We start from the raw sequence: 24,009 nt of genomic DNA on the forward strand, positions 1-24,009 counted from the left end.
CCTCATTCGGCAGGCTGCGGCATGGCGGGGACGCGCTCCTTGCGCGCGCCGGCCGCGACGCGGACGCGGCGGTCCGACAGGCTGAGAAGCCCGCCCAGAGCCATCACGATGGCGCCCATCCAGATCCAGTTGGCGAAGGGCTTGATATAGGTGCGCACCGCCCAGCCGCCATTCTCCTGCGGATCGCCGATGGCGACATAGAGATCGCGCAGCAGGCCGCCATCGATCGCGGCCTCGGTGGTGGGCATGCCCGCGACCGGATAGACCCGCTTTTCGGGACGCATCTCGGCGATCTGCTTGCCGCCGCGCCAGACGCCGACCGTGGCCGTGGTCGAAATGTAGTTCGGGCCTTCCAGCTTCTGCACCCGGTCAAGCTGGAAGCCGTAGCCGCCAAGCTCGTAGCGCTCGCCGATCTGGGCGACGCGGATGTCCTCCTGGTTCCAGGCCAGCATCGCCGAGATCCCGATCATGGTGATCCCGAGCCCGGCATGCGCGACCGCCTTGCCCCAGTCGGCCCGCGGCAGCCGCGCAAGCCGCCCGGCCCGGACCAGAAGCCCCTTGCCTCGCCCGGCGCGCATCAAAAGATCGACGAGGGCGCCTGCGATCAGCCAGATGCCAAGCGCCACGCCGACGGGACCCAGCGCGCTGCGACCGGTCTGCATCGCCCAGATCAGGGCACCAAAGGCAACCGCCAGTACCGCCGCGGGAAGCACAGTCCTGGCCGCACGGCCCAGCCGCGCCCGCTTCCAGGGCAGGATCGAGCCCAAAGGCAGCAGCAAGGCCAGCGCCACCATGAAGGGCGTGAAGGCCATGTCGAAGAAGGGCGCGCCGACCGAGAGCTTGCGGTCGAAGGCCATCTCGGCGACCAGCGGCCAGATCGTGCCGACGAATACGACCAGCGCAGCGACCGCCAGCAGGATATTGTTGAAGACCAGCGCCGATTCCCGGCTGATCGAGCCGAAGACGCCCTTGGCCTCCATCGCGCTGGCACGTACCGCAAACAGCGTCAGCGCGCCGCCCATGAAGACCAGCAGGATCATCAGCAGGAAGACGCCGCGCTCGGGGTCGTTGGCGAAGGCATGGACGCTGGTGATGATGCCCGAACGGGTGATGAAGGCCCCGACCAGCGAGAAGCCGAAGGCGACGATGGACAGAAGGATCGTCCAGCTCTTCAGCGCCTCGCGCTTCTCGACCACGATCGCGGAATGCAGCAATGCTGCGGCGATGAGCCAGGGCATGAAAGAGGCGTTCTCGACCGGGTCCCAGAACCAGAAGCCGCCCCAGCCCAGTTCGTAATAGGCCCACCAGGACCCCAGCGCGATGCCGACGGTCAGGCAGATCCAGGCCGCGAGCGTCCAGGGCCTGACCCAGCGCCCCCAGGCGGCATCGACACGGCCCTCGATCAGGGCGGCGACCGCGAAGGAGAAGCAGATCGAAAGCCCGACATAGCCGAGATAGAGGAAGGGCGGATGGAAGGCGAGGCCGGGATCCTGCAGCAGCGGGTTCAGGTCCTGGCCGTCGAAGGGCGCCTCGGGCAGGCGCTCGAACGGGTTCGAGGTGAACAGGATGAAGGCGTAGAAGGCCGCGCCGATGGCCCCCTGAACCGCCAGCACCCGCGCCTTCAGACCGGGCGGCAGGCCGCCGCCGAACCAGGCCGCGAGCGCGCCATAAAACGCCACGATCAGCACCCAGAGCAGCATCGAGCCCTCGTGATTGCCCCACACGCCCGACACCTTGTAAAGCATCGGCTTCAGCGTGTGCGAGTTATCGACCACGACCCGAAGCGAGAAATCCGAAACCACGAAAGCGTAGGTCAGCACCCCGAAGCTGAAGGCGGTCAGCAGGAACTGCGCGATGGCGGCCGGTTCGGCCATCGCCATCCAGCCGCTCCAGCCCTTGTGAGCGCCGATCAAAGGAATGATCGCCTGCACCAGGGCAATGGCGAAGGCGAGGGCGAGGGCAAAGTGGCCGAGCTCGATAACCATGCCGCTGTCTTACCCGGCCGACGCGACTGCGCCAATGGGTTTTGCGTCGCGCCCCCCGGAGCCTTACGCAATCGTGAGCCCCTGGAGGCGCGGCGCGCGGCTGAACGAGTACGATCCACACCAGCGGCGGCGCGCGCCGGACCGCCGCGAATGCCCGGATCAGACCGCAGCCGCCGACAGGACGCGCGCCTCCGGCCAATCCGGGCGCGCGCTCAAAGCCCTGCCCTCCAGTCCTCCAGCGCCGGGTTCGGCCCCTGCGACCGCGGCATCGTGCCACTGTTTTGCAGGCCGGCAGGCTCGGCCCTCCCCGCGTAGGCCCCCACATCGGACCCCGCATCGGACAAGACGCGCAACTGCTGCAGATTGCGCGCCACCACCGGCGCCATCGCCATCGTTCCGGCGATAGAGCGTTGAAACTCCTGCCCCTTGGCCTGATAGCGCGCGCCGAAATAGAAGCTGATGATCGCCCCCATCAACCACCAGAGCGGCTCTGGCACCAGCGCCATGCCCTGCATCCGCGCCGCGAACCAGACCGGATCGACCATCGCCGACACGGCCAGCCCCACCGTGCCCAGGGCCATCAGCGGGCGCGGCAGGCGGTTGGCGCCGTCGATCAGCCGGTCGAAGGTCGTCGCGCGCGGCTGCGCGAACTCATGGGAGAATTCCTCCAGAACCGCGCGCCGCAACTCGAGATCACGCCTGTCGGCCGCCTCGGCATTGACGCGGAACAGCTCGGCCGCCTCTCGGATCGCGGTCGGTCCGCCGGAAAACAGCATGCTCAGAACCCCGTTCATCATCCCCATACCGCGACCCTCTCGCGATGCTCTTCCTCGCTCAGCCGATAGCGCGGCGAGATGAATTCCTCGGCCCGGAGGATCCAGCCGCCCTTGCCGCCATCGCGGCGGCAGGCATATTTCCGACTGGCCGGGCGGCGGTCTGCCAGCGCGTAATAGTAGTTGCGCCGGGCGATGCCATAGGCATCGGCGATATGCCCCGGTGCGGCCTCGGCCGCGATGCGCGCCGCATGCACCGTCTCGGGACCGACCGACCCGTCGACCGCGCAGGGCTGGTCCATCTCGTTCAGCAGGCGCTGCAGGATCCGCACCGCATTGGCGCCCGCATTCACATACATGTCGAAGACGGACGGATGCAGCAGCTCGGGCAGCGCGTCGAGCCTGGGACGTCGGAAATAATGCTCGATGTAGATCGCGGCCGCCCGCCCGGGATCGAGCCCCCGGACATCGTCGGTATCGACCCGCCCATCGCCGGTCAGGTCGAGCCCGAGCCGCCTCAGCGTGCCGAGCGTGACCCCATGCTTGGTCGGCCCGCCCGGATCGTCGGGATCGTCGACAAAGCCCCCCTCGCGCAGGACGATCTCCTGCGCCAGCTGTTCGACTGTCTTCATGACGGAAACTCCCTCGCTTCACATCGGAACCGGGGGAGATTGGGTCACAAAGGTTAGGGTCGGGCTTAGCTGCCGCTCGCGCCCTCAACCTCCGGGTCACGATAGACGCCCTGCTCCTTCAGCGCGTCGACCACTTCCTTCGGCATGTAGCTTTCGTCATGCTTGGCAAGGATCTCGCGCGCCTCGAACACGCCGTCGACCAGGCGCCCGGTGCCGATCATGCCCTGGTTCTCCTTGAACAGATCGGGCAGCACGCCGGTATAGGTGACGGGCACGCTGGCGCCGCCATCGGTGACATTGAAGCGGATGGTCTCGCCCTGCCCGCGCTTCAGCGTCCCGGCCTCGACCAGGCCGCCGATGCGGAAGGTCTCGGTCGGCGGCGGCGGCGCCTCGGTCACCTGGCTCGGCGAGCGGAAGAAGTTGATGCCGTCGCGCATCGCATAGCCGATCAGCCCGGTCGAGAGCCCCAGTGCCACGAAGGCCAGAACGATGATCTGTATCCGCCGTCTCTTCTTCAATCCGCGCATCTTGCGTTCTCCCTCAGGGGAAGCAGGGGGCCAGCATCAGGCCGGTTTCCTCGGCGATCCCGAGCATCAGGTTGGCGTTCTGCAGCGCCTGCCCGGACGAGCCCTTGGTCAGGTTGTCGAGCGCCGCGATCACCATGGCCCGGCCCGGTCGCCGGTCCGCCACAACGCCGAGATGCACGAAGTTCGAGCCGCGGATATGCCGGGTCGAGGGATGCTCGCCGAAGGGCAGGACCTGAAGGAAGATTTCATCGCCATAGGCCTTTGCCAAGGTGGCGTGAATGTCGCGGGCCTCGCCCCTGACATAGACGGTGGCCAGAATTCCCCGGTTGGCGGGGATCAGATGCGGGGTGAACTGCACCTCGACCGGCCGCCCGGCGATCTTCGAGAATTCCTGGTCGAACTCGCCCAGATGCCTGTGAATACCGCCTGCCGAATAGGCATGGAAGCCTTCCGACAGCTCGGCATGAAGCAGGTTCTCCTTCAGCGCCCGGCCCGCCCCCGAGACCCCGGCCTTGAGATCGATCACAATCTCGTCAAGGTCGATCACGCCCGCCTCGATCAGCGGCCGCAGCGCATATTGCCCGGTCGCGGCGTTGCAGCCGGTGCCCGCCACCAGCCGGGCGCGGCGAATCTCGTCACGATAGAATTCGGTGAGGCCATAGACGGCCTCCTTCTGCAGCTCGACCGCAGAATGGGGCTTGCCATACCATTTTTCATAAGCAGCCGGGTCGCGCAGCCGGAAATCGGCCGAGAGATCGACGACCTTCAGATCGCGGGGCAGCTCCCGGATCACAGCCTGGCTGGTCGCATGCGGCAGCGCGCAGAAGGCCAGATCGACGGAGCCGAAGTCGATCTCCTCGATCTTCATCAGATCGGGCAGGTCGAGATGGCGCAGATGGGGAAACACCGACGCCATCGCCATGCCGGCCTTTCGCTCGCCCGACAAGGCGGTGATGCGAAGGTCGGGATGGGTCGCGATCAGCCGAACGAGCTCTGCCCCGGTATAGCCCGAGGCGCCGAGGATGGCGACGGATTGTGTCATGGCTTCTGCCCCTGCCGGAAAACGGACCCGCAAGATGCGGGCCCGGCGTTCTTACCTGTCGCGGGGAGCCGAACGCAAGAGAGGGACGATCCCCGCTCAGGCCGCCTTCCGCGCGCTCTGGCGGTTGCGCAGCAGCGCCGCCGCACCCAGGGCCGACAGCAGCAGCAGACCGCCCGCGGGCAGCGGAACGGGTGCGATGTCGGACCCGCCGGCACTGCCATCCTCATAGGACACCGAGCCCTTGCCATAGGTCGGGCGGATCCAGACATAGACTGTCTCGAGCGTCTTGCCGAAATCGAGTTTCAGATCGGTGCTGGTCGTGTTCGATCCGCTATAGGGATTGTAGCTCAGCGCCCAGTCGCCGCCGGCATAGCCGCATTCGAGGCAGTCGCCCCAGGCGCCATCCCAGTCCTGGCGACCGTCTTCGCGGGTGGACCACTTGATGTAGCCGCCCCAATTCGTATAGCCAGCGGCGCTGTCATCGATCAAGAAGGACAGCGAGAGATCGCTGATATCGTTCAGAGTCAGCCGGATTTCCTTACTGCCATCCAGCGTGATCGTGGCGGCGGACGCAGCCCCGCCCATAGCGAAGGTTGCCGCAAGGGCAGCCGCGGCAAGTACAGGTTTCATTCCATTCCCCAAGATATAATACAGGCTCGCCTTAGCATAATCCCAAGATTTTCCAAGCCCTTATTTCCCGGGGACCATGGAAACAAGGTGTTTCCAGGCCCTTCTGCGCACTCGTGACGCGGCAGGAAAGACCGCACCGGTTGCGAGCGCGGTTCAGGCAGACCGAAACGCGATGCGCCTGCGCAGGAACTGGGTTGCCTTGTCCGACACGAAGCCCGGATCGCCGGTGGTCAGGAACATGGTCTCGGTGCCCGGCCCTTGCATCTCGGGATGCCGGCCCAGATAGTCGGCAAGGCTCTCGGCGACCAGATTGGCCTGGGAATAGACCCTGACCCCCTCGCCCAGCGCCTCCTGGAAGACGTCCTGCAGGAGCGGATAATGGGTACAGCCGAGGATCGCGGCCTCGGGATGCGGCATCCGCCGCTTCAGCGCCTCGACATGGGAGCGCACCAGCGCCTCGGCCAGCATCTCGTCCCCCGCCTCGATCGCATCGACAAGCCCGCCGCAGGGCTGGGCCTCGACATCGACACCGATGGCGCGGAAGGCCAGTTCGCGCTGGAAGGCGCGGCTGGCCACGGTCGCGGGCGTCGCGAACAGCGCGACATGCTTGACCGCGACCTCGCGCGGCGGAGAGTTGTCGCCCCATTGCCGCTCGGTCAGCGCTTCGATCAGCGGCACGAAGACCCCCAGCACCCGCTTGTCCTTCGGCACCCAGCTTTCCTGCATCCGCCGCAGCGCGGCGGCCGAGGCCGTGTTACAGGCAAGAATCGCAAGATCGCAGCCCGCATCGAACAGACGCGAAACCGCTGCGGTGGTCAGCTTGTAGACATCCTCGGCATCGCGGATGCCATAGGGTGCATGGGCGTTGTCGCCGAAATAGACGAAGGGCATATCGGGCAGCCTGCGCGACACCGCGTCCAGAACCGTCAGACCGCCAAGTCCGGAATCAAAGACACCAACCGCCATGCTCTCATGCCCTGCGTTTCTGATCGAATTCGCAGCCGCAATCGAATGGCTTCGATGGCTGCGGAGACAACTCATAGGTCGAGTTGCAGGGAAAATCCATCATCGCTTTGACATCGCCCGAGGGCGTACAGACGCAGCCGCCCGCACGCGGCTCTCGGGCAGGCCTCTCGGACGGACCGGCGCCAGTCGCGGCCTTTGCCGGGGCGGATGGCGAAGGCTGAAACCGGCGAGATCCGCCTTCCCCACCGCCCGCCCTGACGCGGCGCCGCGCAACACGGCCCGCTCTTCCCGCCATATCCTGTGGGCGAGGCGGCGCCCGCCCGAGCCGACAAGCGAACAAAGCACAGCCGCGACCGGCCTCGGCCCGCGCCGCTACTCGGCGGCCGTGTCGAGCGCCGCCCCGCCCGCCCGGATCTCGGCAAGAAGCGCCCCCCGCCGGTCTTCGGCCAGCCGTTCGGCCTCGGCCCTGACCGGCCCGAAGCCGCGCACCGACAGCGGCAGTTCGGCCAGTGCCGTCGTCGCCGCAAGCGTCGCGGGCGAGAGCCGCGCCAGAACCTCCTCCATATCGGCCTCGTAGCGCCGGATCGCCGCGCGTTCGCGCCGCCGTTCCTCCTGCCAGCCGAACGGATCCAAGGGCGTGCCGCGCAACCGCCTGAGCGCCGCAAGCACCCGGAAGCCCCGTTCCATCCATTGCCCGAAGGCGCGTTTCTTCGGGCGGCCATCCGGGCCGCTTCCCCTGAGGAAGGGCGGCGCAAGATGCCAGGTGATCTCGAAATCGCCCTCGAATTCGGCGCGCGCCCTCGCGGCAGTGTCCAGATGCAGCCGGGCGACCTCGTATTCGTCCTTGTAGGCCAGAAGCTTGTGATAGCCCTTCGCGACGGCAGCGCGCAGGACCGGGTCCTCGAAGCGCCCGACCATCCGGCGATAGCGCCGGGCCAGCCGCTCCGACTGATAGGCCAGCAGATGCGCCTCGCGGAAGGCGATCCGTTCATGAAGCGCGCGGGGCTTCGCGACGGCCCCTGAGGCCAGCGCCCGGTCCGCGTCGGCGGGCTCGGCCGCGGCCCAGCGCCCGATCTCGAAGGCGCGCCGGTTGCCCGCGACGCCCGCCCCGTTCAGCTCGATCGCCCGGTCGATGGCCTCATGCGAGAGCGGGATCAGCCCCTGCTGCCAGGCGGCGCCGGTGACGATCATGTTGGCGTAGATCGTGTCGCCCATCAGCCGCCGTGCCAGTTCGGTCGCATCGAAAAGCTGCAGCCGGTCCTTCAGCCGCGCCTTCAGCGCCAGTTCCAGCCGGTCCGAGGGCACCCGGAATTCCGGATCGCGGGTGAAGGCGCCGGTCACGATGTCATGACTGTTGACCACGGCCCCGGTGCGGCCCGGCGTCATCAGCCCGACGGTCCTGGCCCCCGCCGTCACCACCAGATCGCCACCGATCACCGCATCGGCCTCGCCGGCCGCAACCCGGATCGCCGAGATGTCTTCGGGCCGCGCGGCGATCCGGCAGTGGATATGGACCGCGCCCCCCTTCTGGGCGAGCCCGGCCATCTCCATCATCCCCGCGCCCTTGCCGTCGACATGGGCGGCCATGGCCAGGATCGCGCCGATGGTCACGGCGCCGGTGCCGCCAACCCCGGTAATGACCAGGTTCCAGGTGCCCTCGATCGCGGGCAAGACGGGCGCGGGCAGCGCACCGATCTCGACCTCGGCCGAAGCCTGTCTGCGCGGCCGCGCGCCCTTCAGCGTCACGAAAGAGGGGCAGAAACCGTTGAGGCAGGAGAAATCCTTGTTGCAGGCCGACTGATCGATGGCGCGCTTGCGGCCCAGTTCGGTCTCGACCGGCACGATGGCCACGCAATTCGACTGCAGCCCGCAATCGCCGCAGCCCTCGCAGATATCGGTATTGATGAAGACCCGCCTGTCGGGATCGGGGAAGGCCCCCTTCTTGCGGCGCCGGCGCTTTTCGGCGGCACAGGTCTGGACATAGACCAGCGCGGTCACGCCCGCGATCCCGGACAGCCGCTTCTGCACCTCCATCAGATCCGCGCGCGGCTGGCAGGCAACCCCGGCCGGAAAGCCCTTAGGGTCGAGATCTTCCTTCTCGTCATAGACGACCTCGACCCGCGCCACCCCGGCCGCCAGCAATTCGTCGACGATCTGGCGCGCGGTCAGGCAGCCATCATTGCCCTGCCCGCCGGTCATGGCGACCGCGTCATTATAGAGGATCTTGTAGGTGATATTGACGCCCGCCGCGATGGCGGCATGGATCGCGAGCCGCCCCGAATGGTTGTAGGTGCCATCGCCCAGGTTCTGGAACACATGGTCCCGGGTCGAGAACGGCGCCTCGCCGATCCAGTTCGCCCCCTCGGCCCCCATATGGGTGAAGCCGCTGGTGTCGCGATCCATCCACAGCGCCATGATATGGCAGCCGATCCCGGCATAGGCGCGCCCGCCCTCGGGCACCCGGGTCGAGCTGTTATGCGGACAGCCCGCGCAGAAATAGGGAAGCCGGGCCGCCAGGTCCTCGGCATTGTCGCCGCGCCGCGCCGCGCGGATGCGCTCAAGCGCGGCCTGGAGCCGGTCGCTGCCGCGCCCCTCCTCGATCAGGATCCGGCCCAGCGTCTCGGCGATCATCACCGGGTCGAGCGCGTAGCGGGTCGGGAACAGCTCTTCGCCGCGATCATTCTTCCAGCCATAGATCCGGCGACCGCGTCGGTCATGGAAGATCGCCTCCTTGGCCTGCACCTCGATCAGCTTGCGCTTTTCCTCGACGGTGACGATCAGATCGAGCCCTTCCGAGAATTCGGCAAAGCCCGTCATGTCCAGCGGCCAGACCTGCCCCACCTTGTAGGTCGAAATCCCCAGCCGCTCGGCCTCGGCCTCGCCGATCCCCAGCAGATCCAGCGCATGGACCAGATCGAGCCAGGTCTTGCCCGCCGCCACCAGCCCGATCTTCGCCCCCGGCCTGCCCCAGACCCGCCGGTCGATGCGGTTGGCGCGGGCGAAGGCCTCGGCCGCAAAGCGCTTGTGATCGATCATGCGCGCCTCCTGCGGCACCCAGTGATCGTTCAGCCGGATGTTCAGCCCCCCCGGCGGCAGCGGATAATCGGGAGACACCACCTGCATCCGCCCGGGGCGGCCATCGACGACCGAGGTCACCTCGACCGTGTCCTTCATCACCTTCAGCCCGACCAGCACTCCGGCAAAGCGCGACAGGGCATAGCCGTAGATCCCGTAATCGAGGATCTCCTGCACGCCCGCAGGCGAGAGCACCGGCACATAGGCATCGACCATCGCCCAGTCGGACTGGTGGCAGGTGGTCGAGGATTCGCCGGTATGATCGTCGCCCATCGCCAGCAGCACCCCGCCCCGGGCCGAGGTTCCGGCAAGGTTGGCATGGCGGATCGCGTCGCCCGAGCGGTCGACCCCCGGCCCCTTGCCGTACCAGAGCCCGAACACCCCGTCCCGCGCCCCCTCGCCCCTCAGCTCGGCCTGCTGCGTCCCCCAAAGCGCGGTCAGCGCCAGATCCTCGTTCAGCCCGGGCTGAAACAGCACCCCCGCCGCCCCGAGCTCGGCCTGCGCCCGCATCATCTGCAGATCGACCGCACCCAGCGGCGAACCGCGATAACCGGTGACATAGCCGCCGGTGTTCAGCCCCGCGGCCCGGTCGCGCGCGGCCTGCATCAGCATCAGACGGACCAGCGCCTGCGTTCCGTTCAGCAAAATCGTGGGTTTCGACAGATCGTAACGGTCCTGAAGGCGGACATCGGCTCTGGTCATGGCGCCCCTCCCCTGGCGTCTGTTTGGACCAGCTTAGGTCAAGCTATGTGACCTACAAAATGAAATCGGCGGCACTTCCCGTTTGCAAACCCGGATCGGCGCCCTGTAGGTAATGGCCGAAACCGGAATACCGGCCTTGCGGGAATTGCATGATGGATTGGGACAAGCTCAGGATATTTTATGCGGTCGCCGACGCGGGCAGCCTGACCCATGCCGGCGAAAGCCTGCATCTGTCCCAGTCGGCCGTGTCGCGTCAGATCAGGGCTCTTGAAGAAAGCCTCGGCTCGACGCTCTTCCACCGCCATGCCCGCGGACTGATCCTGACCGAACAGGGCGAATTGCTGTTCGATGCGACCTCTGCCATGGCACGGCGTCTCGACACCGCGGTCGCGCGCATCCGCGACAGCGTCGAGGAGGTCTTCGGCGAGCTTCGGGTGACCACGACCACCGGCTTCGGCTCGCTCTGGCTCGCCAAGCGGCTGCCGATCCTCTATCAGCGCTATCCCGAGCTCAAGATCGACCTGATGCTGGAAGAGCAGGTGCTCGACCTGCCCATGCGCGAGGCCGATGTCGCGATCCGGATGAAGGAGCCGAGCCAGGCCGACCTGATCCGGCTCCGGCTGATGAACATCAAGATGCGGCTTTATGCGACCAGGTCCTATCTCGAGGCGCGCGGAACCCCCGCAACGCCCGAGGATCTCTCGGATCACCGGCTGATCTGCCAGAATACCTCCTCGGCCCAGGTCGCGGCCGGTGCGCGCCTCGTGCGCGAGCTGATGACCTACAACATCCCCTCGACGCTGACCGTGAACAACTATTTCGGCGTGCTGCAGGCGGTTCTGAACGGGCTCGGCATCGGCGTGCTGCCTGACTACGTGACCGAGGACCATCCGCATCTGGTGCGGGTGCTCGACGACATCGAATCGCACGACGTGCCGGTTTTCCTCGCCTATCCAGAGGAATTGCGCGCCTCGCGCCGGATCGCCGCCTTCCGCGAATTCATCACCGAGCAGATCATGGAGAAGCGGCAGCGCGACAAGGACATGCCGTAAATCCGAGATATGCACCATGCGCATGGCGCATATGCTACCCTGCGGCAAGTTTGGGGTTGAACCAGCGCGACAGGGTTCATACTTCCTAGGACGAAGACGGAAGCATCGCTTCTGTCTTTACCTCCCTGTTGGACTTGGGCCGAGCTTAGTGCTCGGCCTTTTTTTGCGCCTTCCGCAGTTGCCGCATTTTCGTGCAAGCTGACGCAGCGTCCGCATCCGATATCACCACGAACCGGATGGCAACAGCGGCCGATCTGCCCGGGATCCATCGCGTCACGCCCCGAATCGACGCCGCCGCCCTCCGTCAAGATCGCTCCCGGGCCCATCCGCCCTCTTCCCACCACCGCTCTCCTGTCGTAGGACGGCGACAAACTGCCCGAGGGGAACCAGACCGCCATGGACGAGCCGCAGATCACCGAGGACCTCATCGCCGCGCACGGGATCAAGCCGGACGAATACGACCGTATCCTGCAGCTTCTGGGCCGGGAGCCGAGCTTCACCGAACTCGGCATCTTCTCGGCGATGTGGAACGAACACTGCTCTTACAAGTCGTCGAAGAAATGGCTGCGTACCCTGCCCACCGAAGGGCCCCAGGTGATCTGCGGCCCCGGCGAGAATGCGGGCGTCGTCGATATCGGCGACGGTCAGGCCGTGGTGTTCAAGATGGAGAGCCACAACCACCCCTCCTATATCGAGCCCTATCAGGGCGCGGCCACCGGCATGGGCGGCATCCTGCGCGATGTCTTCACCATGGGCGCGCGGCCCGTCGCCGCGATGAACGCGCTCAGCTTCGGCCAGCTCTCCCATCCGAAGACGCGGCAGGTCGTGCATGGCGTGATCGAGGGGATCGGCGGCTACGGCAACTGCTTCGGCGTGCCGACCGTGGGCGGCGAGGTCCGCTTCCATCCCGCCTATGACGGCAACTGCCTCGTCAACGCCTTCGCCGCCGGTCTGGCCGATGCCGACAAGATCTTCTACTCGGCCGCCTCGGGCGTCGGCATGCCCGTCGTCTATCTGGGCGCCAAGACCGGCCGCGACGGCGTCGGCGGCGCCACCATGGCCTCGGCCGAATTCGACGAGGGCATCGAGGAGAAACGCCCCACCGTCCAGGTCGGCGACCCCTTCACCGAAAAGCGCCTGATGGAGGCCTGTCTGGAACTGATGGCCACGGGCGCGGTGATCTCGATCCAGGACATGGGCGCCGCCGGTCTGACCTGTTCGGCCGTCGAGATGGGCGACAAGGGCGATCTGGGGGTGCGGCTGGATCTCGACCGCGTGCCCTGCCGCGAGCCCAACATGACCGCCTATGAGATGATGCTGTCGGAATCCCAGGAACGGATGCTGATGGTGCTGCGCCCCGAGAAGGAGGCCGAGGCCAAGGCCATCTTCGACAAATGGGATCTCGACTTCGCCATCGTCGGCGAAACCATCGCCGAGGACCGTTTCCTGATCGTTCATGGCGGCGAGGTGCGGGCCGATTTGCCCCTGAAGGCGCTGTCGGGCAATGCCCCGGAATATGACCGCCCCTGGGTTGCGACGCCAGCCCCGGCACCGATGGACGACGTGCCCGGCATCGACCCGATCGACGCGCTCAAGGCGCTGATCTCGTCGGTGAACTACTGTTCCCGGCAATGGGTCTATGAACAATATGACAGCCAGGTCATGGCCGACACCGTCATCCGTCCGGGCCTCGGCGCCGGGGTGATCCGGGTGCATGGCACCGGAAAGGCGCTGGCCTTCACCTCGGACGTCACGCCCCGCTATGTGCGCGCCAACCCCGTCGAGGGCGGCAAGCAGGCCGTGGCCGAGGCGTTCCGCAATCTCTGCGCGGTGGGCGCACGGCCGCTGGCCAGCACCGACAACATGAATTTCGGCAATCCCGAAAAGCCCGAGATCATGGGCCAGTTCGTCGGGGCGATCGAGGGGATCGGCGCGGCCTGCATCGCGCTCGACATGCCGATCGTCTCGGGCAATGTCTCGCTTTACAACGAGACTGATGGCGAGCCGATCCTGCCGACGCCGACCATCGGCGCGGTCGGGCTTCTGGACAGCCTCGACGATCTGATCGCGGGCGTCCCGGCCGAGGGCCAGCTAGCCCTGCTGATCGGCGAGAGCGCGGGACATCTCGGACAATCGGCCCTGCTTTACGAGGTCTTCAACCGCGAAGACGGCGACGCGCCCGTGGTCGATCTCGAGGCAGAGCGCCGGAACGGCGACTTCGTCCGCGCCAATCGCGCCTTGATCTCGGCGGCAACCGACCTTGCCGATGGCGGGCTCGCGCTCGCGGCCTTCGAGCTGGCCGAGGCGGGCGGGATCGGCATCAGCCTCGACATGGCCGATACCCCGCTGCTCTTCGGCGAGGATCAGGGCCGCTACCTGATCGCGGTCGGCTTCGACGCGGCCGAGGCGTTGATGGTCGAGGCCGCCAGGGCCGGCGTGCCGCTGACGACTGTGGGCCGCTTCGGCGGCGATCAGGTCTCCTTCGGGGGCCAGTCGGCGCCGCTCTCCGATCTGATTGCCCTCTATCGCTCGGCCTTCGCCGAAGCGCTGGCCTGAGCCCCAGCCGGACGGGACAGGACGACTGCGCAGGGGCGCGCGGGGCCGCAAGGCGCTGCGCCCCGATGGCCGCGGCGCCCGCGCCGCGGCTGACGGCTTGCAGCCGGACGCCCTCGCCTCTACATCTTGTTCGGCAAGCAGAAAGGACGCCCGCCCATGGCGATCACGCCCGAAGAAATCGAAAGCCTGATCCGCGAGAAGTTTCCCTCCGCGAAGATCACCATCACCGACATTGCCGGCGACGGGAACCATTATGCGGCCGAGGTGATCGACGAAAGCTTCCGCGGGATGAACCGCGTTCAGCAGCACCGCGCCGTCAACGCCGCGCTCAAGGCGCAGATGGAGGGCTCCAACGGGGCGCTGCATGCGCTTGCGCTGACCACCAAGGCCCCGGACTGACCGATGCAGGGCCGAGCGGCGCAACATTGACCGCCGCAGGGCTCCGGACGCCCGCACTAGACGCAACAGGGGCCACCACCCGCCCCCCAAGCACACAGGACAGCAGATCATGACCGACGCCGCCAAGGACCGCATTCAGCAGCTGATTTCCGACAATGACGTGGTACTTTACATGAAAGGCACCAAGGCCGCGCCGCAATGCGGCTTTTCCAGCCGGGTCGCGGGCGTTCTGAACTTCATGGGCGTCGACTATGCCGATGTGAATGTGCTGGCCGACGAGGAAATCCGCCAGGGCATCAAGGATTTCTCGGACTGGCCGACGATCCCGCAGCTTTACGTCAAGGGCGAATTCGTCGGCGGCTGCGATATCGTCACCGAGATGACCCTCTCGGGCGAGCTCGACAAGCTCTTCGACGACAAGGGCGTCACCTATTCCAAGGACGCCGCCGACAAGATCCGCGCAGCGAACGCCTGAGGCCGCTGCCATGATCAGGGCGCGCCTGTGGTACGGTCCGGCCGGGGACCGGCTGCCGCCCGAGCGTATGGCGCAATATCTGCGCGGGCCGCTGGCCTGTACGCTCGGCCTGCGCGAATGCAATCTCGACGGGGCCTGGCATTCGGAGATCCAGCTGACCGCGCCGGTCCCGGCGCGGCTTTATCTCGAACGCGGCCCCGAGGTCTCGGGAGAGGCCGGCGATCTGGTCAGCCGGCTTCCGGCCAGCGCGCCGCCCGCGCTGGCGCGGCGGCTCGCCCGCTGTACCGCGAGGCTCGTCGTGTCCGACCCCGCACCGGACACGCCCTTCGCACCCGCCGCGCCGCTGTCGCGCAGCGTGCTGCTGCCGCTTGCCTTCGCGATCGACGCCATCGTCGAGGATACCGAGGCCGGACGGCTGTCATTCTTCGCGCCGCCTGCCGCGCCGCGGGTGCCGCTGACCGCGCGGATCGGACGTCTGCTGTCGGAGCTCTCCGAACTCATGCGCCCGCACCGACACCCGTCCTGACCGGCCGAATGAAAACGCCCGGCCTGCCAGGGGCCGGGCGTTTCCTTGAAGCCGCCTTGCCTGCCGGGGCGCGATCACGCCCCCGCCAGCTTGTCCTCGACCTGCGCCGCCAGGGCCTCGGCCCGCGCCGCGAGATCGGCGAGGCTCTCGCCGACAGAGGGCGGAATGACCGGCACCTCGATCCGCTCGGGCTCCGGGCGCGGCGCGGTCTCCATCGCCTCGATCCGGGCGGAGGCCTCGGCAAGCTTCGCCTCGAGCCCCTTCAGGCGTTCCTCGAGCCCGACCGTCTTGTCGGCCAGCATCAGCCCCGACATCAGCAAAAGCCGCGCCTCGGGCAAACGGCCATTCTGTTCGGACAGCACCGAGGCCTCGGCATCGAGCGTCCGGGCCGCAGCCGCCAGATAGGGCTCTTCGCCGGGCTGGCAGGCCACCTCGAAGCTGCGCCCGCCGATGATGATCTCGATATTAGGCATGCGCGCCCCCTTCCTCGGCGACGGGCATAAGTTCGGCGAGGATCGCGTCGATCTCGGCCCTGTCGCTGGCGCGCAGCGCGGTCAGCGCCTCGAGCTCGGCCAGCAGCGCGGCGTCGATCGCGGCCGGATCGCCCAGCCCCTGGGCATTGGCCTCGCGCAGCGCCACGCTGGTCTCGCGCAGCTTGGCATTCACCGCCCTCAGCCGGTCGACATCGGCCTCGGCCGCCTCGGCCCGCGCGGTCAGATCGGCCGCCCGCTGTTCAAGCCGCGCCACCTGGGTTTCCTGGCGTTCCTGGATCGCCTTGACCCGCTCGTTCAGCTGCGCATTGACACCGCGCTCGGTCTCGAGCGCCTCGCGCAGCTTGTCGAGTTCCGCGGCATCCGCACTCTCCTCGGCATCGCCGCCCGAACCAAGCGCATCGAGCCCCTGCCCGATGCGGTCAAGCGCCGCGACGATCCGGCGCTCCAGTTCCACGATATCGCTCATCTCCGCCTGCTCTCCGGCCTGTCTTGTCCGGGCCCTGTCGCAGCCGCATTCCGAATCGCGGTGGCGGGCCATTGCCGGAAGTGTATCGCAAGGCGCGGCGGAATGCGCCCCCCCGAGACGACCGCCGGGGCCCCGGATCCGGCCCGCGCCTGTCGGCGCGACCGGACGTTCAGCCGAACTTTGCGACCAGCCGGTCCCGCACCCCCGGGGTCACGAAGCTCGACACATCGCCGCCCAGCCGGGCGATTTCCTTCACGAGCTTCGAGGCAATCGCCTGACGCCTGGCGTCGGCCATCAGGAACACCGTCTCGACACTGGCATCGAGCGCCCGGTTCATGCCCACCATCTGGAATTCATATTCGAAATCGGCGACCGCCCGCAGCCCGCGCAGGATCATCGTGGCACCGACATCCCGGGCACAGTCGATCAGCAGGTTCTCGAAAGGATGAACCACGATCTCGGTCCCCGACCGCTCGCCCAGCGCCGCGCATTCGCTCTCGATCATCTCGACCCGCTCTTCCAGCGAGAACAACGGTCCCTTGTCGCGGTTGATGGCGACGCCGATCACAAGCCGGTCGACCAGCGCACAGGCCCGGGTGATGATGTCGATATGGCCAAGCGTCACCGGGTCGAAAGTCCCGGGATAGAGACCGATGCGCATCGGGAAACCTCCTCCACATTCCCGGCGCACGCAACATTATTATCGCTCATTTTGCAAGCGCAGCATGGGCTTGGCCGACGTTTTTCGGCGCATCGCGGGCCTAGTAACCCTTGATCATGCCTTCGAGCGCTTCCTTTTCCATCGACAGTTCCGAGAGCCTCGCCTTGACCACGTCGCCGATCGAGATGATCGCCACCATCCGCCCATCCTCGAGGACCGGCATGTGCCGGAACCGGCCTTCGGTCATTCGCGCCAGCACCACATCGGCCCCGTCCTCGAGCGCGCAGAACTGGATGCGGCGGGTCATGATCGTCGTCACCGGCTCTGTCAGGCATTTCGGCCCGCAGCGCCCCAGCTCGCGCACGATGTCGCGTTCCGACACGATCCCCTCTATCCGCTCACCGCTGTCGCTGCCACTGACCACAAGCGATCCGATACGGCGGGCCGACAGCTCGGCTGCGGCATCGGCCACCGAAGTCTCGGGCGGGATCGTCGCCACCCCCGGCACCAGCTTCTCGCGCAGGATCTGATGAACTTGCATGCTCTCCTCCCCAGGATGGCGGCTTTGTCTGACCCAGCGTCACCCGAGCTGCGACATCCTGTCAAGCCAAGCCTTCGAGGCGCTGCAATTCTTCGCGCAGACCGTCGAGCAGCAGCCCGGCGAACCGCGTCAGCCGCGCCTGCTTGCGGTCGTCGCCATGGCGGATCAGGTAGAAGCTGCGCCGGAGCGCCAATGCGCCCGGCAGCACCCGGACCAGCCCCGGCGCGGCCGGGAGCGCAAAGTCATGGACGATCCCCAGCCCCGCCCCGGACCGCAGCCAGTTGAGCTGCACCGAGACCGAATTCGAGCCCAGCGCCACCCGCTCGACCCCGGTTGTCGCCAGATAGTCGAGCTCGCTGTCGAAGATCATGTCGGGGATGTAGCCGACGATCCGGTGCCCGGCTAGATCGTCCAGATCGCGGATCGGCGGATGCGCTGCCAGATAGTCGCGATGGGCGGCAAGGTGCAGCTGGTAGTCGGCGATCCGCTGCACCGTCAGCCGGCCGGTCTTGGGCGGGCTGACCGCGATCGCCATGTCGGCCTCGCGGCGGCTGAGATTGAACACCCGCGCCAGCGCCACGATCTGCACCTCGAGCCCCGGATGGCGGTCGCAGATCGCAGCCGCCACCTGCGGCAGCAGATAGTTGGCAACCCCGTCCGGCGCGCCGATCCTGATCGCCCCGGTCAGTTGCCCCTCCTGCCCGCGCAGCTCCTCGATGCCCTCGGTCAGCGCCTGTTCGGCCTCGGCCGCGCGGCTCATCAGCCGCTCGCCCGCCTCGGTCAGCCCGTAGCCCCGGGGCGAGCGCGCGAACAGCGCCGCCCCGAGCCCCTCTTCCAGCCGCGCGATCCGGCGCCCCAGCGTCGCCGGGTCAAGCCGCAGGACCTTGCCCGCCCCGGTCAGGCTTTCGGCCCGCGCCACGGCCAGAAACAGCCGCATGTCATCCCAGTTCATTCGCCCATACCTGCATTTTCGCAAAACGCTTTTGGAATTCTGAGGCTTTTCGCCACAATTTTGCAAGACTAAGCTCGCCTCGAGAAGCATTCAGGGAGATGGACATGAAAGATCTCACTCATTTCGTGAACGGCCAGCAGGTTGCGGGCGGCTCGGGCCGGTTCGCCGATGTCTTCAACCCCGCGCTCGGCGAAGTGCAGTCGCGGGTGCCGCTGGCCTCGAAGGACGAGGTCGATGCCGCCATCGCCGCGGCCGCCGAAGCCCAGCCGAAATGGGCCGCCACCAATCCGCAGCGCCGCGCCCGGGTGCTGATGGAATTCGTGCGGCTCCTGAACCGCGACATGGACAAGCTGGCCGAGGCGCTGTCGGCCGAACATGGCAAGACCGTTCCCGATGCCAAGGGCGACGTGCAGCGCGGTCTCGAGGTGATCGAGTTCTGCATCGGCGCGCCGCATCTTCTGAAAGGCGAGTTCAGCGACAGCGCGGGCCCCGGCATCGACATGTATTCGATGCGCCAGCCGCTCGGCGTGGTCGCGGGCATCACGCCCTTCAACTTCCCCGCCATGATCCCGATGTGGAAGCTGGGCCCGGCGCTGGCCTGCGGCAATGCCTTCATCCTCAAGCCCTCGGAACGCGCCCCGACCGTGCCGCTGATGCTGGCCGCCCTGCTGCAGGAGGCAGGCCTGCCCGACGGCGTGCTGCAGGTGGTGAACGGCGACAAGGAGGCGGTCGACGCGATCCTCGACAACCCGGTGATCCAGGCCGTGGGCTTTGTCGGCTCGACCCCGATTGCCGAATATATCTATGGGCGCGGCTGTTCGAACGGCAAGCGGGTGCAGTGCTTCGGCGGCGCCAAGAACCACATGATCGTGATGCCCGATGCCGACATGGATCAGGCGGCCGATGCGCTGGTGGGCGCGGGCTACGGCGCGGCAGGCGAACGCTGCATGGCGATCTCGGTCGCGGTGCCGGTGGGCGAGGAGACCGCCGACCGGCTGATCGAGAAGCTGCTGCCGCGGATCGAGAAGCTGAAGGTCGGTCCCTATACTGCCGGGGCCGATGTCGATTACGGCCCGCTCGTCACCGCCGAGGCCAAGGCCCGGGTGCTGGGGCTGATCGACAAGGGTGTGGCCGAGGGCGCCGAGCTTGTGCTCGACGGCCGGAACTTCGCGCTGCAGGGCTACGAGAAAGGCTTTTTCGTCGGGCCGACGCTGTTCGACCGGGTCACCACCGATATGGAGATCTACCGGACCGAGATCTTCGGCCCCGTGCTCTCGACGGTCCGGGCGCAGACCTATGAAGAGGCTCTGGGCTATGCCATGGACCACGAATATGGCAATGGCACCGCGATCTTCACCCGCGACGGCGACACCGCGCGCGACTTCGCCAGCCGGATCAATATCGGCATGGTCGGCATCAACGTTCCGATCCCGGTGCCGCTGGCCTATCACACCTTCGGCGGCTGGAAGAAATCGGGCTTCGGCGATCTGAACCAGCACGGCCCCGATGCCTTCCGCTTCTACACCCGCACCAAGACCGTGACCTCGCGCTGGCCCTCGGGCCTGAAGGAAGGCGGCGAGTTCCACTTCAAGCAGATGGACTGATCCGCGCGCCTCGCGCCCCCGGAGAGGCGGCCACCGCGCCGCCTCTTCCCCACAGCCCTCCGGCCGCCTACATGTCAGCCATGACAGAGCAGACCGAACCTTCCGCCGATCGCCTCTGGGGCTTGCCCGACCCGGTGCTCCAGCCAGATTTCTATGCCGGCGTACCGTCCAAGCGCCTGGCCGCCTGGGTCATCGATGTCGGGCTGATCCTGCTGATCACGCTGCTGGCGCTGCCCTTCACCGCCTTCACCGCGCTGTTCGTCCTGCCGCTCTTCTTCACCATAATCGGCTTTGCCTACCGCACGGTCACGCTGGCCCGCGGCTCGGCCACATGGGGCATGCGGATCATGGCGATAGAGATCCGCAGCGCGCGGGGCGAGAAACTCGACCTGACCACGGCGGCGCTGCATACCCTGGCCTATTCGGCCTGCATCACCTTTGTCTTGCCACAGGTGGCCTCGGTGATCCTGATGCTGACCGGCGCACGTGCCCAGGGATTGCCTGATTTCCTCCTTGGAACCGCCGCCATTAACCGACCTGCAAATCCGTGACAACAATCCCTTGGCGCCTCGCGGGACGAGTGTTAGCGTATCTGTAACCAAGATACGACAGCCCCGATATGCGCCACACCCTACCGCTTGCGCCACAATTCTATGTGACGGCCCCACAGCCATGCCCCTATCTGCCCCGGCGGATGGAGCGGAAGCTGTTCACTGCGCTGCAAGGCGACACCGCCGAGACGCTGAACGATTCCCTGTCCAAGCAGGGCTTCCGGCGGTCGCAGAACGTGCTGTACCGTCCCGCCTGCGCCGAATGCACCGCCTGCCTCTCGGCCCGGATCCGGGTCGCCGATTTCCAGCCGACCCGCAGCCAGCGCAAGGCGCAGAACCGCAATTCCGATCTCAGGCGGCAGGCCAGTTCGCCCTGGGCCACCGAAGAGCAATACACGCTGTTTCGCCGCTATCTCGACAGCCGCCACGCCGATGGCGGCATGGCCGACATGGACATCTTCGAATTCGCGGCCATGATCGAGGAAACCCCGGTGCGGTCGCGGGTGGTCGAATATACGGCCGAGCCTGCCGATGGCGGACGGCATCGGCCGCTGGCCGCCGTCTGCCTGACCGATCTCCTCGATGACGGGCTGTCGATGGTCTATTCCTTCTACGAGCCCGAGCGCACCAATCGGTCGGTCGGCACCCATGTGATCCTCGATCATATCGAGATCGCGCGCGAGGCCGGGCTGCCTTACGTCTATCTCGGCTACTGGGTGCCGGGCAGCCCGAAGATGGGCTACAAATCCAACTTCTCCGCGCTCGAGATCTACAAGAACGGCCGCTGGCAGGATATCGGCTCGCCCGCCGCGCATGACTGCGAGACCCATCCGCTCTCGGTCGCGCCGATTGCCGAACAGGTCGCCCGGATCCAGCTTCCCGACAGCCGGTCTCGCCGCGACTGAGCCGCCCGCCCCCAGCCGGAGCGGGGCCGCCTGCATCCTTGCGACAGGAAAGAGCAAGCCCGCGCCATCATCGGCGCGGGCTTTTCTCCGGATCGGCCCCGGGCCATCGCCCAAGGGGCGCGATCAGCCGTTCGGCAGCAGGTTCGGCACGATGGTCACAATCCCGGGCATGAACCACAACAGCGCCAGCCCGATCACCTGGATCACCACGAAGGGCGCGACGCCGCGATAGATATGCCAGGTCGTGACCTCCTTCGGCGCCACGCCGCGCAGATAGAACAGCGCAAAGCCGAAGGGCGGCGTCAGGAACGAGGTCTGCAGGTTCACCGCGATCATGATCGTCACCCATTTCGGATCGAAGGTGCCGCCATAGATCACCGGCCCGACGATCGGGATCACGATGTAGATGATCTCGAGGAAATCCAGCACGAAGCCCAGGATGAACAGCACCAGCATCACCAGCAGGAAGACGGTCAGCTCGTTGTCGAAGCTGCGCAGGAATTGCTGGATGTAATGCTCGCCCCCGAAGGAGATCACCACGAGGTTCAGAAGCTGCGAGCCGATCAGGATGGTGAAGACCATCGAGGTGACCTTGGCCGTCTCGCGCACCACCGGCCCCAGCACGCCCGAGCGCAGCAGCACCCAGCAGGCGTAAAGGATGCCGAACATCGCGAAATGATAGGTGCCCTGCGCCACGAAGAAGGCGAGCCAGTCCTCGAGCGGGACGCTCTCGCGGCCCAGCCTCAGATCGAAATTGGTGCCGGCCAGAAGCATGATGACGATGGCATAGGCGGCCCAGAGGATCAGCTTGCCGGTCCGGTGCTCTTCCTGCAGCTTGCGATAGGCGGCCAGCATCAGCGCGCCGCCCGCGCCCAGCGCCGCGGCAGGCGTCGGGTTGGTGATGCCGCCCAGGATCGAGCCCAGCACCGCGACGATCAGCACCAGCGGCGGGAAGACCACCCGCAGCAGGTCCGAGCGCGACAGGCAGGCCACGGCATAGCGACAACCGTAAAGCGTCAGCGCGACCGGCAGCGCCAGCATCAGCAGCACCGTGCCGGGCGAGGCCAGCGGCCCGATGAAGAGCGCATCGACCAGCAGGCCCAGCACGATCCCCGCGCCCCCGATCAGAAGCGGCGCGGGCCGGGCCGTGGGTACGACGCCCCGCGCCGTGACCAGCGCCAGCCCGAGCAGGGTGAAGCCCAAAAGGACGCCCCCCGAGACAGGCGGCGCCGCGGCGAGCCTGGCGGCACGCGCTGCGGCCAGCTCTTCGTCGCTCAGCTCCTGCGTTCCGATCTGGCCGCCCGCCGCCGCGATCTCCTTCTGCTGGGCGACGGCACTGTCCCATTTCGACTGCCCGTGCAGCGCGATCATCGCGGCCTTGCACTGGCCGGACACATTGGTCCTGAGGCTCGCGGATTCGGCCGTGTTGGTATAACGCGACACGCCAACATCCTGGCTGCCTGCGATCCCCGTCGCCTCGAGCAGAAGCGCCAGTCCGATCACCCCGGCCGGCGCTGCCAGAAACCAGGTCAGCGCCGCGCCCTTGCGCCCGGCCCGCCGCGCCCCGGCCTCGATCACCGGCGGCGCCTTCGACGGGTTCAACAGCGCATAGCCGAAGGCATAGGCCGCATAGAGCAGCGCCAGGAGCACCCCCGGCAGGATCGCGGCCTGAAACAGCGTGCCGACCGAGACCACCGCCGCCTGCCCGAGATAGGTCAGCGCATCGGGACAGCCCGCCAGCTGGGCGCGCGTCTCCTGCGCGGTGGCGTAGATGTCGCCCGCCAGCGTGCCCAGAAGCACGATGATGATCGAGGGCGGGATGATCTGGCCCAGCGTGCCGCTGGCCGCGATGACCCCCGTCGCCAGCTCGGGCGAATACTTGTTGCGCAGCATCGTGGGCAGCGACAAAAGCCCCATCGTCACCACGGTCGCACCGACAATGCCCGTCGAGGCGGCGAGGAAGGCGCCCACCACCACCACCGAGACCGCCAGCCCGCCCGGCATCGGCCCGAAGACCCGCGCCATTGTGGTCAACAGGTCATTGGCGATCTTCGAGCGTTCCAGCGTGATCCCCATCAGCACGAACATAAGCACCGCCAGCAGCGTCTCGATCGACTGCCCGGCAAAGACCCGTTCATTCATCCGGTTGACGATGAAGCTGATATTGCGGTCCATCGCCGTCTCCCAGCCCTGCGGAAACAGCGCCGTGGTGACGGTGGGCAGCTCGGGATAGCGGAAATGCGAGATCGCATCGGGATGGATCCCCCGGGCCACGAGCGCGCCATAGGCCGCGCTGCCGGTATCGATGGCCTGGGCCACCAGGATACCCGCATTGTCCAGCGCCGCGATGATCCCGAAGGAGATGACCGCCGCGCCGCCGATGGCGAAAGCCACCGGAAAACCCGAGAGAATGCCTCCGAAGAGGCAGAGAATGACGATGATCAGACCGATCTCGACGCCGTCAAGTCCGAATAGCATATACCTGTCCTGCCCCT

22 protein-coding genes are annotated in these 24,009 nt (G+C 67.0%); 8 read left to right on the forward strand and 14 right to left on the reverse strand.

What is annotated here, in order from left to right; all coding sequences use genetic code 11:
• Nucleotides 1-2: 2 nt before the first annotated feature.
• From ACK8CO_RS02125 to ACK8CO_RS02160, 8 genes are all read right to left on the reverse strand, one after another.
• On the reverse strand, nt 3-1,985 hold the full coding sequence (locus tag ACK8CO_RS02125; protein ID WP_414898006.1) for a heme lyase CcmF/NrfE family subunit: 1,983 nt from the start codon (nt 1,983-1,985) through the stop codon (nt 3-5).
• Nucleotides 1,986-2,197: 212 nt separating this feature from the next.
• On the reverse strand, nt 2,198-2,788 hold the full coding sequence (locus ACK8CO_RS02130; protein ID WP_414898007.1) for a holin family protein: 591 nt from the start codon (nt 2,786-2,788) through the stop codon (nt 2,198-2,200).
• Nucleotides 2,779-3,390, reverse strand: coding sequence for a holin-associated N-acetylmuramidase (locus tag ACK8CO_RS02135; RefSeq protein WP_414898008.1), 612 nt, complete (start codon nt 3,388-3,390; stop codon nt 2,779-2,781). The genes ACK8CO_RS02130 and ACK8CO_RS02135 overlap by 10 nt, the downstream gene beginning before the upstream one ends.
• A 65-nt stretch (nt 3,391-3,455) precedes the next feature.
• Complete coding sequence (ccmE, locus tag ACK8CO_RS02140) at nt 3,456-3,917, reverse strand: cytochrome c maturation protein CcmE (protein WP_414898009.1); 462 nt, start codon at nt 3,915-3,917, stop codon at nt 3,456-3,458.
• Nucleotides 3,918-3,930: 13 nt separating this feature from the next.
• Entirely contained in the window at nt 3,931-4,959 is a 1,029-nt protein-coding gene (gene argC / locus ACK8CO_RS02145) for an N-acetyl-gamma-glutamyl-phosphate reductase (protein ID WP_414898010.1), read from the reverse strand.
• A gap of 96 nt (nt 4,960-5,055) precedes the next feature.
• On the reverse strand, nt 5,056-5,589 hold the full coding sequence (locus ACK8CO_RS02150) for a VPLPA-CTERM sorting domain-containing protein (RefSeq protein WP_414898011.1): 534 nt from the start codon (nt 5,587-5,589) through the stop codon (nt 5,056-5,058).
• A 153-nt stretch (nt 5,590-5,742) separates the two neighbouring features.
• Nucleotides 5,743-6,555 carry a glutamate racemase gene (gene murI, locus ACK8CO_RS02155; RefSeq protein WP_080616014.1) on the reverse strand — a complete coding sequence of 271 codons (813 nt, stop codon included), beginning with the start codon at nt 6,553-6,555 and terminating at the stop codon, nt 5,743-5,745.
• A gap of 372 nt (nt 6,556-6,927) precedes the next feature.
• Nucleotides 6,928-10,332, reverse strand: a complete 3,405-nt coding sequence (locus ACK8CO_RS02160) for an indolepyruvate ferredoxin oxidoreductase family protein (RefSeq protein WP_414898012.1) — start codon at nt 10,330-10,332, stop codon at nt 6,928-6,930.
• Between the two features lie 152 nt (nt 10,333-10,484).
• Between ACK8CO_RS02160 and ACK8CO_RS02165 the strand changes: the two genes are divergently transcribed.
• The 5 genes from ACK8CO_RS02165 (at nt 10,485) to ACK8CO_RS02185 (ending at nt 15,340) form a co-directional block, all read left to right on the forward strand.
• Nucleotides 10,485-11,384 carry a LysR family transcriptional regulator gene (locus ACK8CO_RS02165; protein WP_080616012.1) on the forward strand — a complete coding sequence of 300 codons (900 nt, stop codon included), beginning with the start codon at nt 10,485-10,487 and terminating at the stop codon, nt 11,382-11,384.
• Between the two features lie 396 nt (nt 11,385-11,780).
• On the forward strand, nt 11,781-13,940 hold the full coding sequence (gene purL / locus ACK8CO_RS02170) for a phosphoribosylformylglycinamidine synthase subunit PurL (RefSeq protein WP_414898013.1): 2,160 nt from the start codon (nt 11,781-11,783) through the stop codon (nt 13,938-13,940).
• Nucleotides 13,941-14,096: 156 nt separating this feature from the next.
• Complete coding sequence (locus tag ACK8CO_RS02175; RefSeq protein WP_042461347.1) at nt 14,097-14,339, forward strand: BolA/IbaG family iron-sulfur metabolism protein; 243 nt, start codon at nt 14,097-14,099, stop codon at nt 14,337-14,339.
• A gap of 109 nt (nt 14,340-14,448) precedes the next feature.
• On the forward strand, nt 14,449-14,814 hold the full coding sequence (grxD, locus tag ACK8CO_RS02180) for a Grx4 family monothiol glutaredoxin (protein ID WP_414898014.1): 366 nt from the start codon (nt 14,449-14,451) through the stop codon (nt 14,812-14,814).
• A 10-nt stretch (nt 14,815-14,824) separates the two neighbouring features.
• Nucleotides 14,825-15,340 carry a hypothetical protein gene (locus tag ACK8CO_RS02185; protein WP_414898015.1) on the forward strand — a complete coding sequence of 172 codons (516 nt, stop codon included), beginning with the start codon at nt 14,825-14,827 and terminating at the stop codon, nt 15,338-15,340.
• Between the two features lie 74 nt (nt 15,341-15,414).
• On the opposite strand, the gene ACK8CO_RS02190 is transcribed toward ACK8CO_RS02185, so the two are convergent.
• From ACK8CO_RS02190 to ACK8CO_RS02210, 5 genes are all read right to left on the reverse strand, one after another.
• Nucleotides 15,415-15,813 (reverse strand): cell division protein ZapA, encoded by a 399-nt coding sequence (locus ACK8CO_RS02190; RefSeq protein WP_414898016.1) that lies wholly within the window; start codon nt 15,811-15,813, stop codon nt 15,415-15,417.
• Nucleotides 15,806-16,300, reverse strand: coding sequence for a hypothetical protein (locus ACK8CO_RS02195; protein ID WP_414898017.1), 495 nt, complete (start codon nt 16,298-16,300; stop codon nt 15,806-15,808). Before ACK8CO_RS02195 ends, ACK8CO_RS02190 begins: the two co-directional genes overlap by 8 nt.
• Before the next feature lie 169 nt (nt 16,301-16,469).
• Complete coding sequence (coaD, locus tag ACK8CO_RS02200) at nt 16,470-16,961, reverse strand: pantetheine-phosphate adenylyltransferase (protein WP_080616006.1); 492 nt, start codon at nt 16,959-16,961, stop codon at nt 16,470-16,472.
• 100 nt (nt 16,962-17,061) lie between these two features.
• A complete protein-coding gene (locus ACK8CO_RS02205; protein ID WP_080616005.1) occupies nt 17,062-17,502 on the reverse strand; it encodes a CBS domain-containing protein in 441 nt (146 codons plus the stop codon).
• A 61-nt stretch (nt 17,503-17,563) separates the two neighbouring features.
• On the reverse strand, nt 17,564-18,454 hold the full coding sequence (locus ACK8CO_RS02210) for a LysR family transcriptional regulator (protein ID WP_414898018.1): 891 nt from the start codon (nt 18,452-18,454) through the stop codon (nt 17,564-17,566).
• 104 nt (nt 18,455-18,558) lie between these two features.
• Between ACK8CO_RS02210 and ACK8CO_RS02215 the strand changes: the two genes are divergently transcribed.
• From ACK8CO_RS02215 to ACK8CO_RS02225, 3 genes are all read left to right on the forward strand, one after another.
• Nucleotides 18,559-20,058, forward strand: a complete 1,500-nt coding sequence (locus ACK8CO_RS02215; protein ID WP_414898019.1) for a CoA-acylating methylmalonate-semialdehyde dehydrogenase — start codon at nt 18,559-18,561, stop codon at nt 20,056-20,058.
• 71 nt (nt 20,059-20,129) lie between these two features.
• Nucleotides 20,130-20,609 carry an RDD family protein gene (locus tag ACK8CO_RS02220; RefSeq protein WP_414898020.1) on the forward strand — a complete coding sequence of 160 codons (480 nt, stop codon included), beginning with the start codon at nt 20,130-20,132 and terminating at the stop codon, nt 20,607-20,609.
• A 68-nt stretch (nt 20,610-20,677) separates the two neighbouring features.
• On the forward strand, nt 20,678-21,514 hold the full coding sequence (locus ACK8CO_RS02225; RefSeq protein WP_414898021.1) for an arginyltransferase: 837 nt from the start codon (nt 20,678-20,680) through the stop codon (nt 21,512-21,514).
• Nucleotides 21,515-21,637: 123 nt separating this feature from the next.
• Here ACK8CO_RS02225 and ACK8CO_RS02230 read toward each other — a convergent pair whose 3' ends face one another.
• Entirely contained in the window at nt 21,638-23,992 is a 2,355-nt protein-coding gene (locus ACK8CO_RS02230; protein ID WP_414898022.1) for a TRAP transporter large permease, read from the reverse strand.
• Nucleotides 23,993-24,009: the final 17 nt, after the last annotated feature.

The organism is Rhodovulum sp. HP10, from assembly GCF_047553435.1.
Lineage (GTDB): Bacteria > Pseudomonadota > Alphaproteobacteria > Rhodobacterales > Rhodobacteraceae > Rhodovulum.

Bases quoted from the DNA above. Each gene is read 5' to 3' on its own strand.
- ACK8CO_RS02125 (WP_414898006.1), bottom strand. From the start codon at position 1,985: ATGGTTATCGAGCTCGGCCACTTTGCCCTCGCCCTCGCCTTCGCCATT.
- ACK8CO_RS02130 (WP_414898007.1), bottom strand. From the start codon at position 2,788: ATGGGGATGATGAACGGGGTTCTGAGCATGCTGTTTTCCGGCGGACCG.
- ACK8CO_RS02135 (WP_414898008.1), bottom strand. From the start codon at position 3,390: ATGAAGACAGTCGAACAGCTGGCGCAGGAGATCGTCCTGCGCGAGGGG.
- ccmE (WP_414898009.1), bottom strand. From the start codon at position 3,917: ATGCGCGGATTGAAGAAGAGACGGCGGATACAGATCATCGTTCTGGCC.
- argC (WP_414898010.1), bottom strand. From the start codon at position 4,959: ATGACACAATCCGTCGCCATCCTCGGCGCCTCGGGCTATACCGGGGCA.
- ACK8CO_RS02150 (WP_414898011.1), bottom strand. From the start codon at position 5,589: ATGAAACCTGTACTTGCCGCGGCTGCCCTTGCGGCAACCTTCGCTATG.
- murI (WP_080616014.1), bottom strand. From the start codon at position 6,555: ATGGCGGTTGGTGTCTTTGATTCCGGACTTGGCGGTCTGACGGTTCTG.
- ACK8CO_RS02160 (WP_414898012.1), bottom strand. From the start codon at position 10,332: ATGACCAGAGCCGATGTCCGCCTTCAGGACCGTTACGATCTGTCGAAA.
- ACK8CO_RS02165 (WP_080616012.1), top strand. From the start codon at position 10,485: ATGGATTGGGACAAGCTCAGGATATTTTATGCGGTCGCCGACGCGGGC.
- purL (WP_414898013.1), top strand. From the start codon at position 11,781: ATGGACGAGCCGCAGATCACCGAGGACCTCATCGCCGCGCACGGGATC.
- ACK8CO_RS02175 (WP_042461347.1), top strand. From the start codon at position 14,097: ATGGCGATCACGCCCGAAGAAATCGAAAGCCTGATCCGCGAGAAGTTT.
- grxD (WP_414898014.1), top strand. From the start codon at position 14,449: ATGACCGACGCCGCCAAGGACCGCATTCAGCAGCTGATTTCCGACAAT.
- ACK8CO_RS02185 (WP_414898015.1), top strand. From the start codon at position 14,825: ATGATCAGGGCGCGCCTGTGGTACGGTCCGGCCGGGGACCGGCTGCCG.
- ACK8CO_RS02190 (WP_414898016.1), bottom strand. From the start codon at position 15,813: ATGCCTAATATCGAGATCATCATCGGCGGGCGCAGCTTCGAGGTGGCC.
- ACK8CO_RS02195 (WP_414898017.1), bottom strand. From the start codon at position 16,300: ATGAGCGATATCGTGGAACTGGAGCGCCGGATCGTCGCGGCGCTTGAC.
- coaD (WP_080616006.1), bottom strand. From the start codon at position 16,961: ATGCGCATCGGTCTCTATCCCGGGACTTTCGACCCGGTGACGCTTGGC.
- ACK8CO_RS02205 (WP_080616005.1), bottom strand. From the start codon at position 17,502: ATGCAAGTTCATCAGATCCTGCGCGAGAAGCTGGTGCCGGGGGTGGCG.
- ACK8CO_RS02210 (WP_414898018.1), bottom strand. From the start codon at position 18,454: ATGAACTGGGATGACATGCGGCTGTTTCTGGCCGTGGCGCGGGCCGAA.
- ACK8CO_RS02215 (WP_414898019.1), top strand. From the start codon at position 18,559: ATGAAAGATCTCACTCATTTCGTGAACGGCCAGCAGGTTGCGGGCGGC.
- ACK8CO_RS02220 (WP_414898020.1), top strand. From the start codon at position 20,130: ATGTCAGCCATGACAGAGCAGACCGAACCTTCCGCCGATCGCCTCTGG.
- ACK8CO_RS02225 (WP_414898021.1), top strand. From the start codon at position 20,678: ATGCGCCACACCCTACCGCTTGCGCCACAATTCTATGTGACGGCCCCA.
- ACK8CO_RS02230 (WP_414898022.1), bottom strand. From the start codon at position 23,992: ATGCTATTCGGACTTGACGGCGTCGAGATCGGTCTGATCATCGTCATT.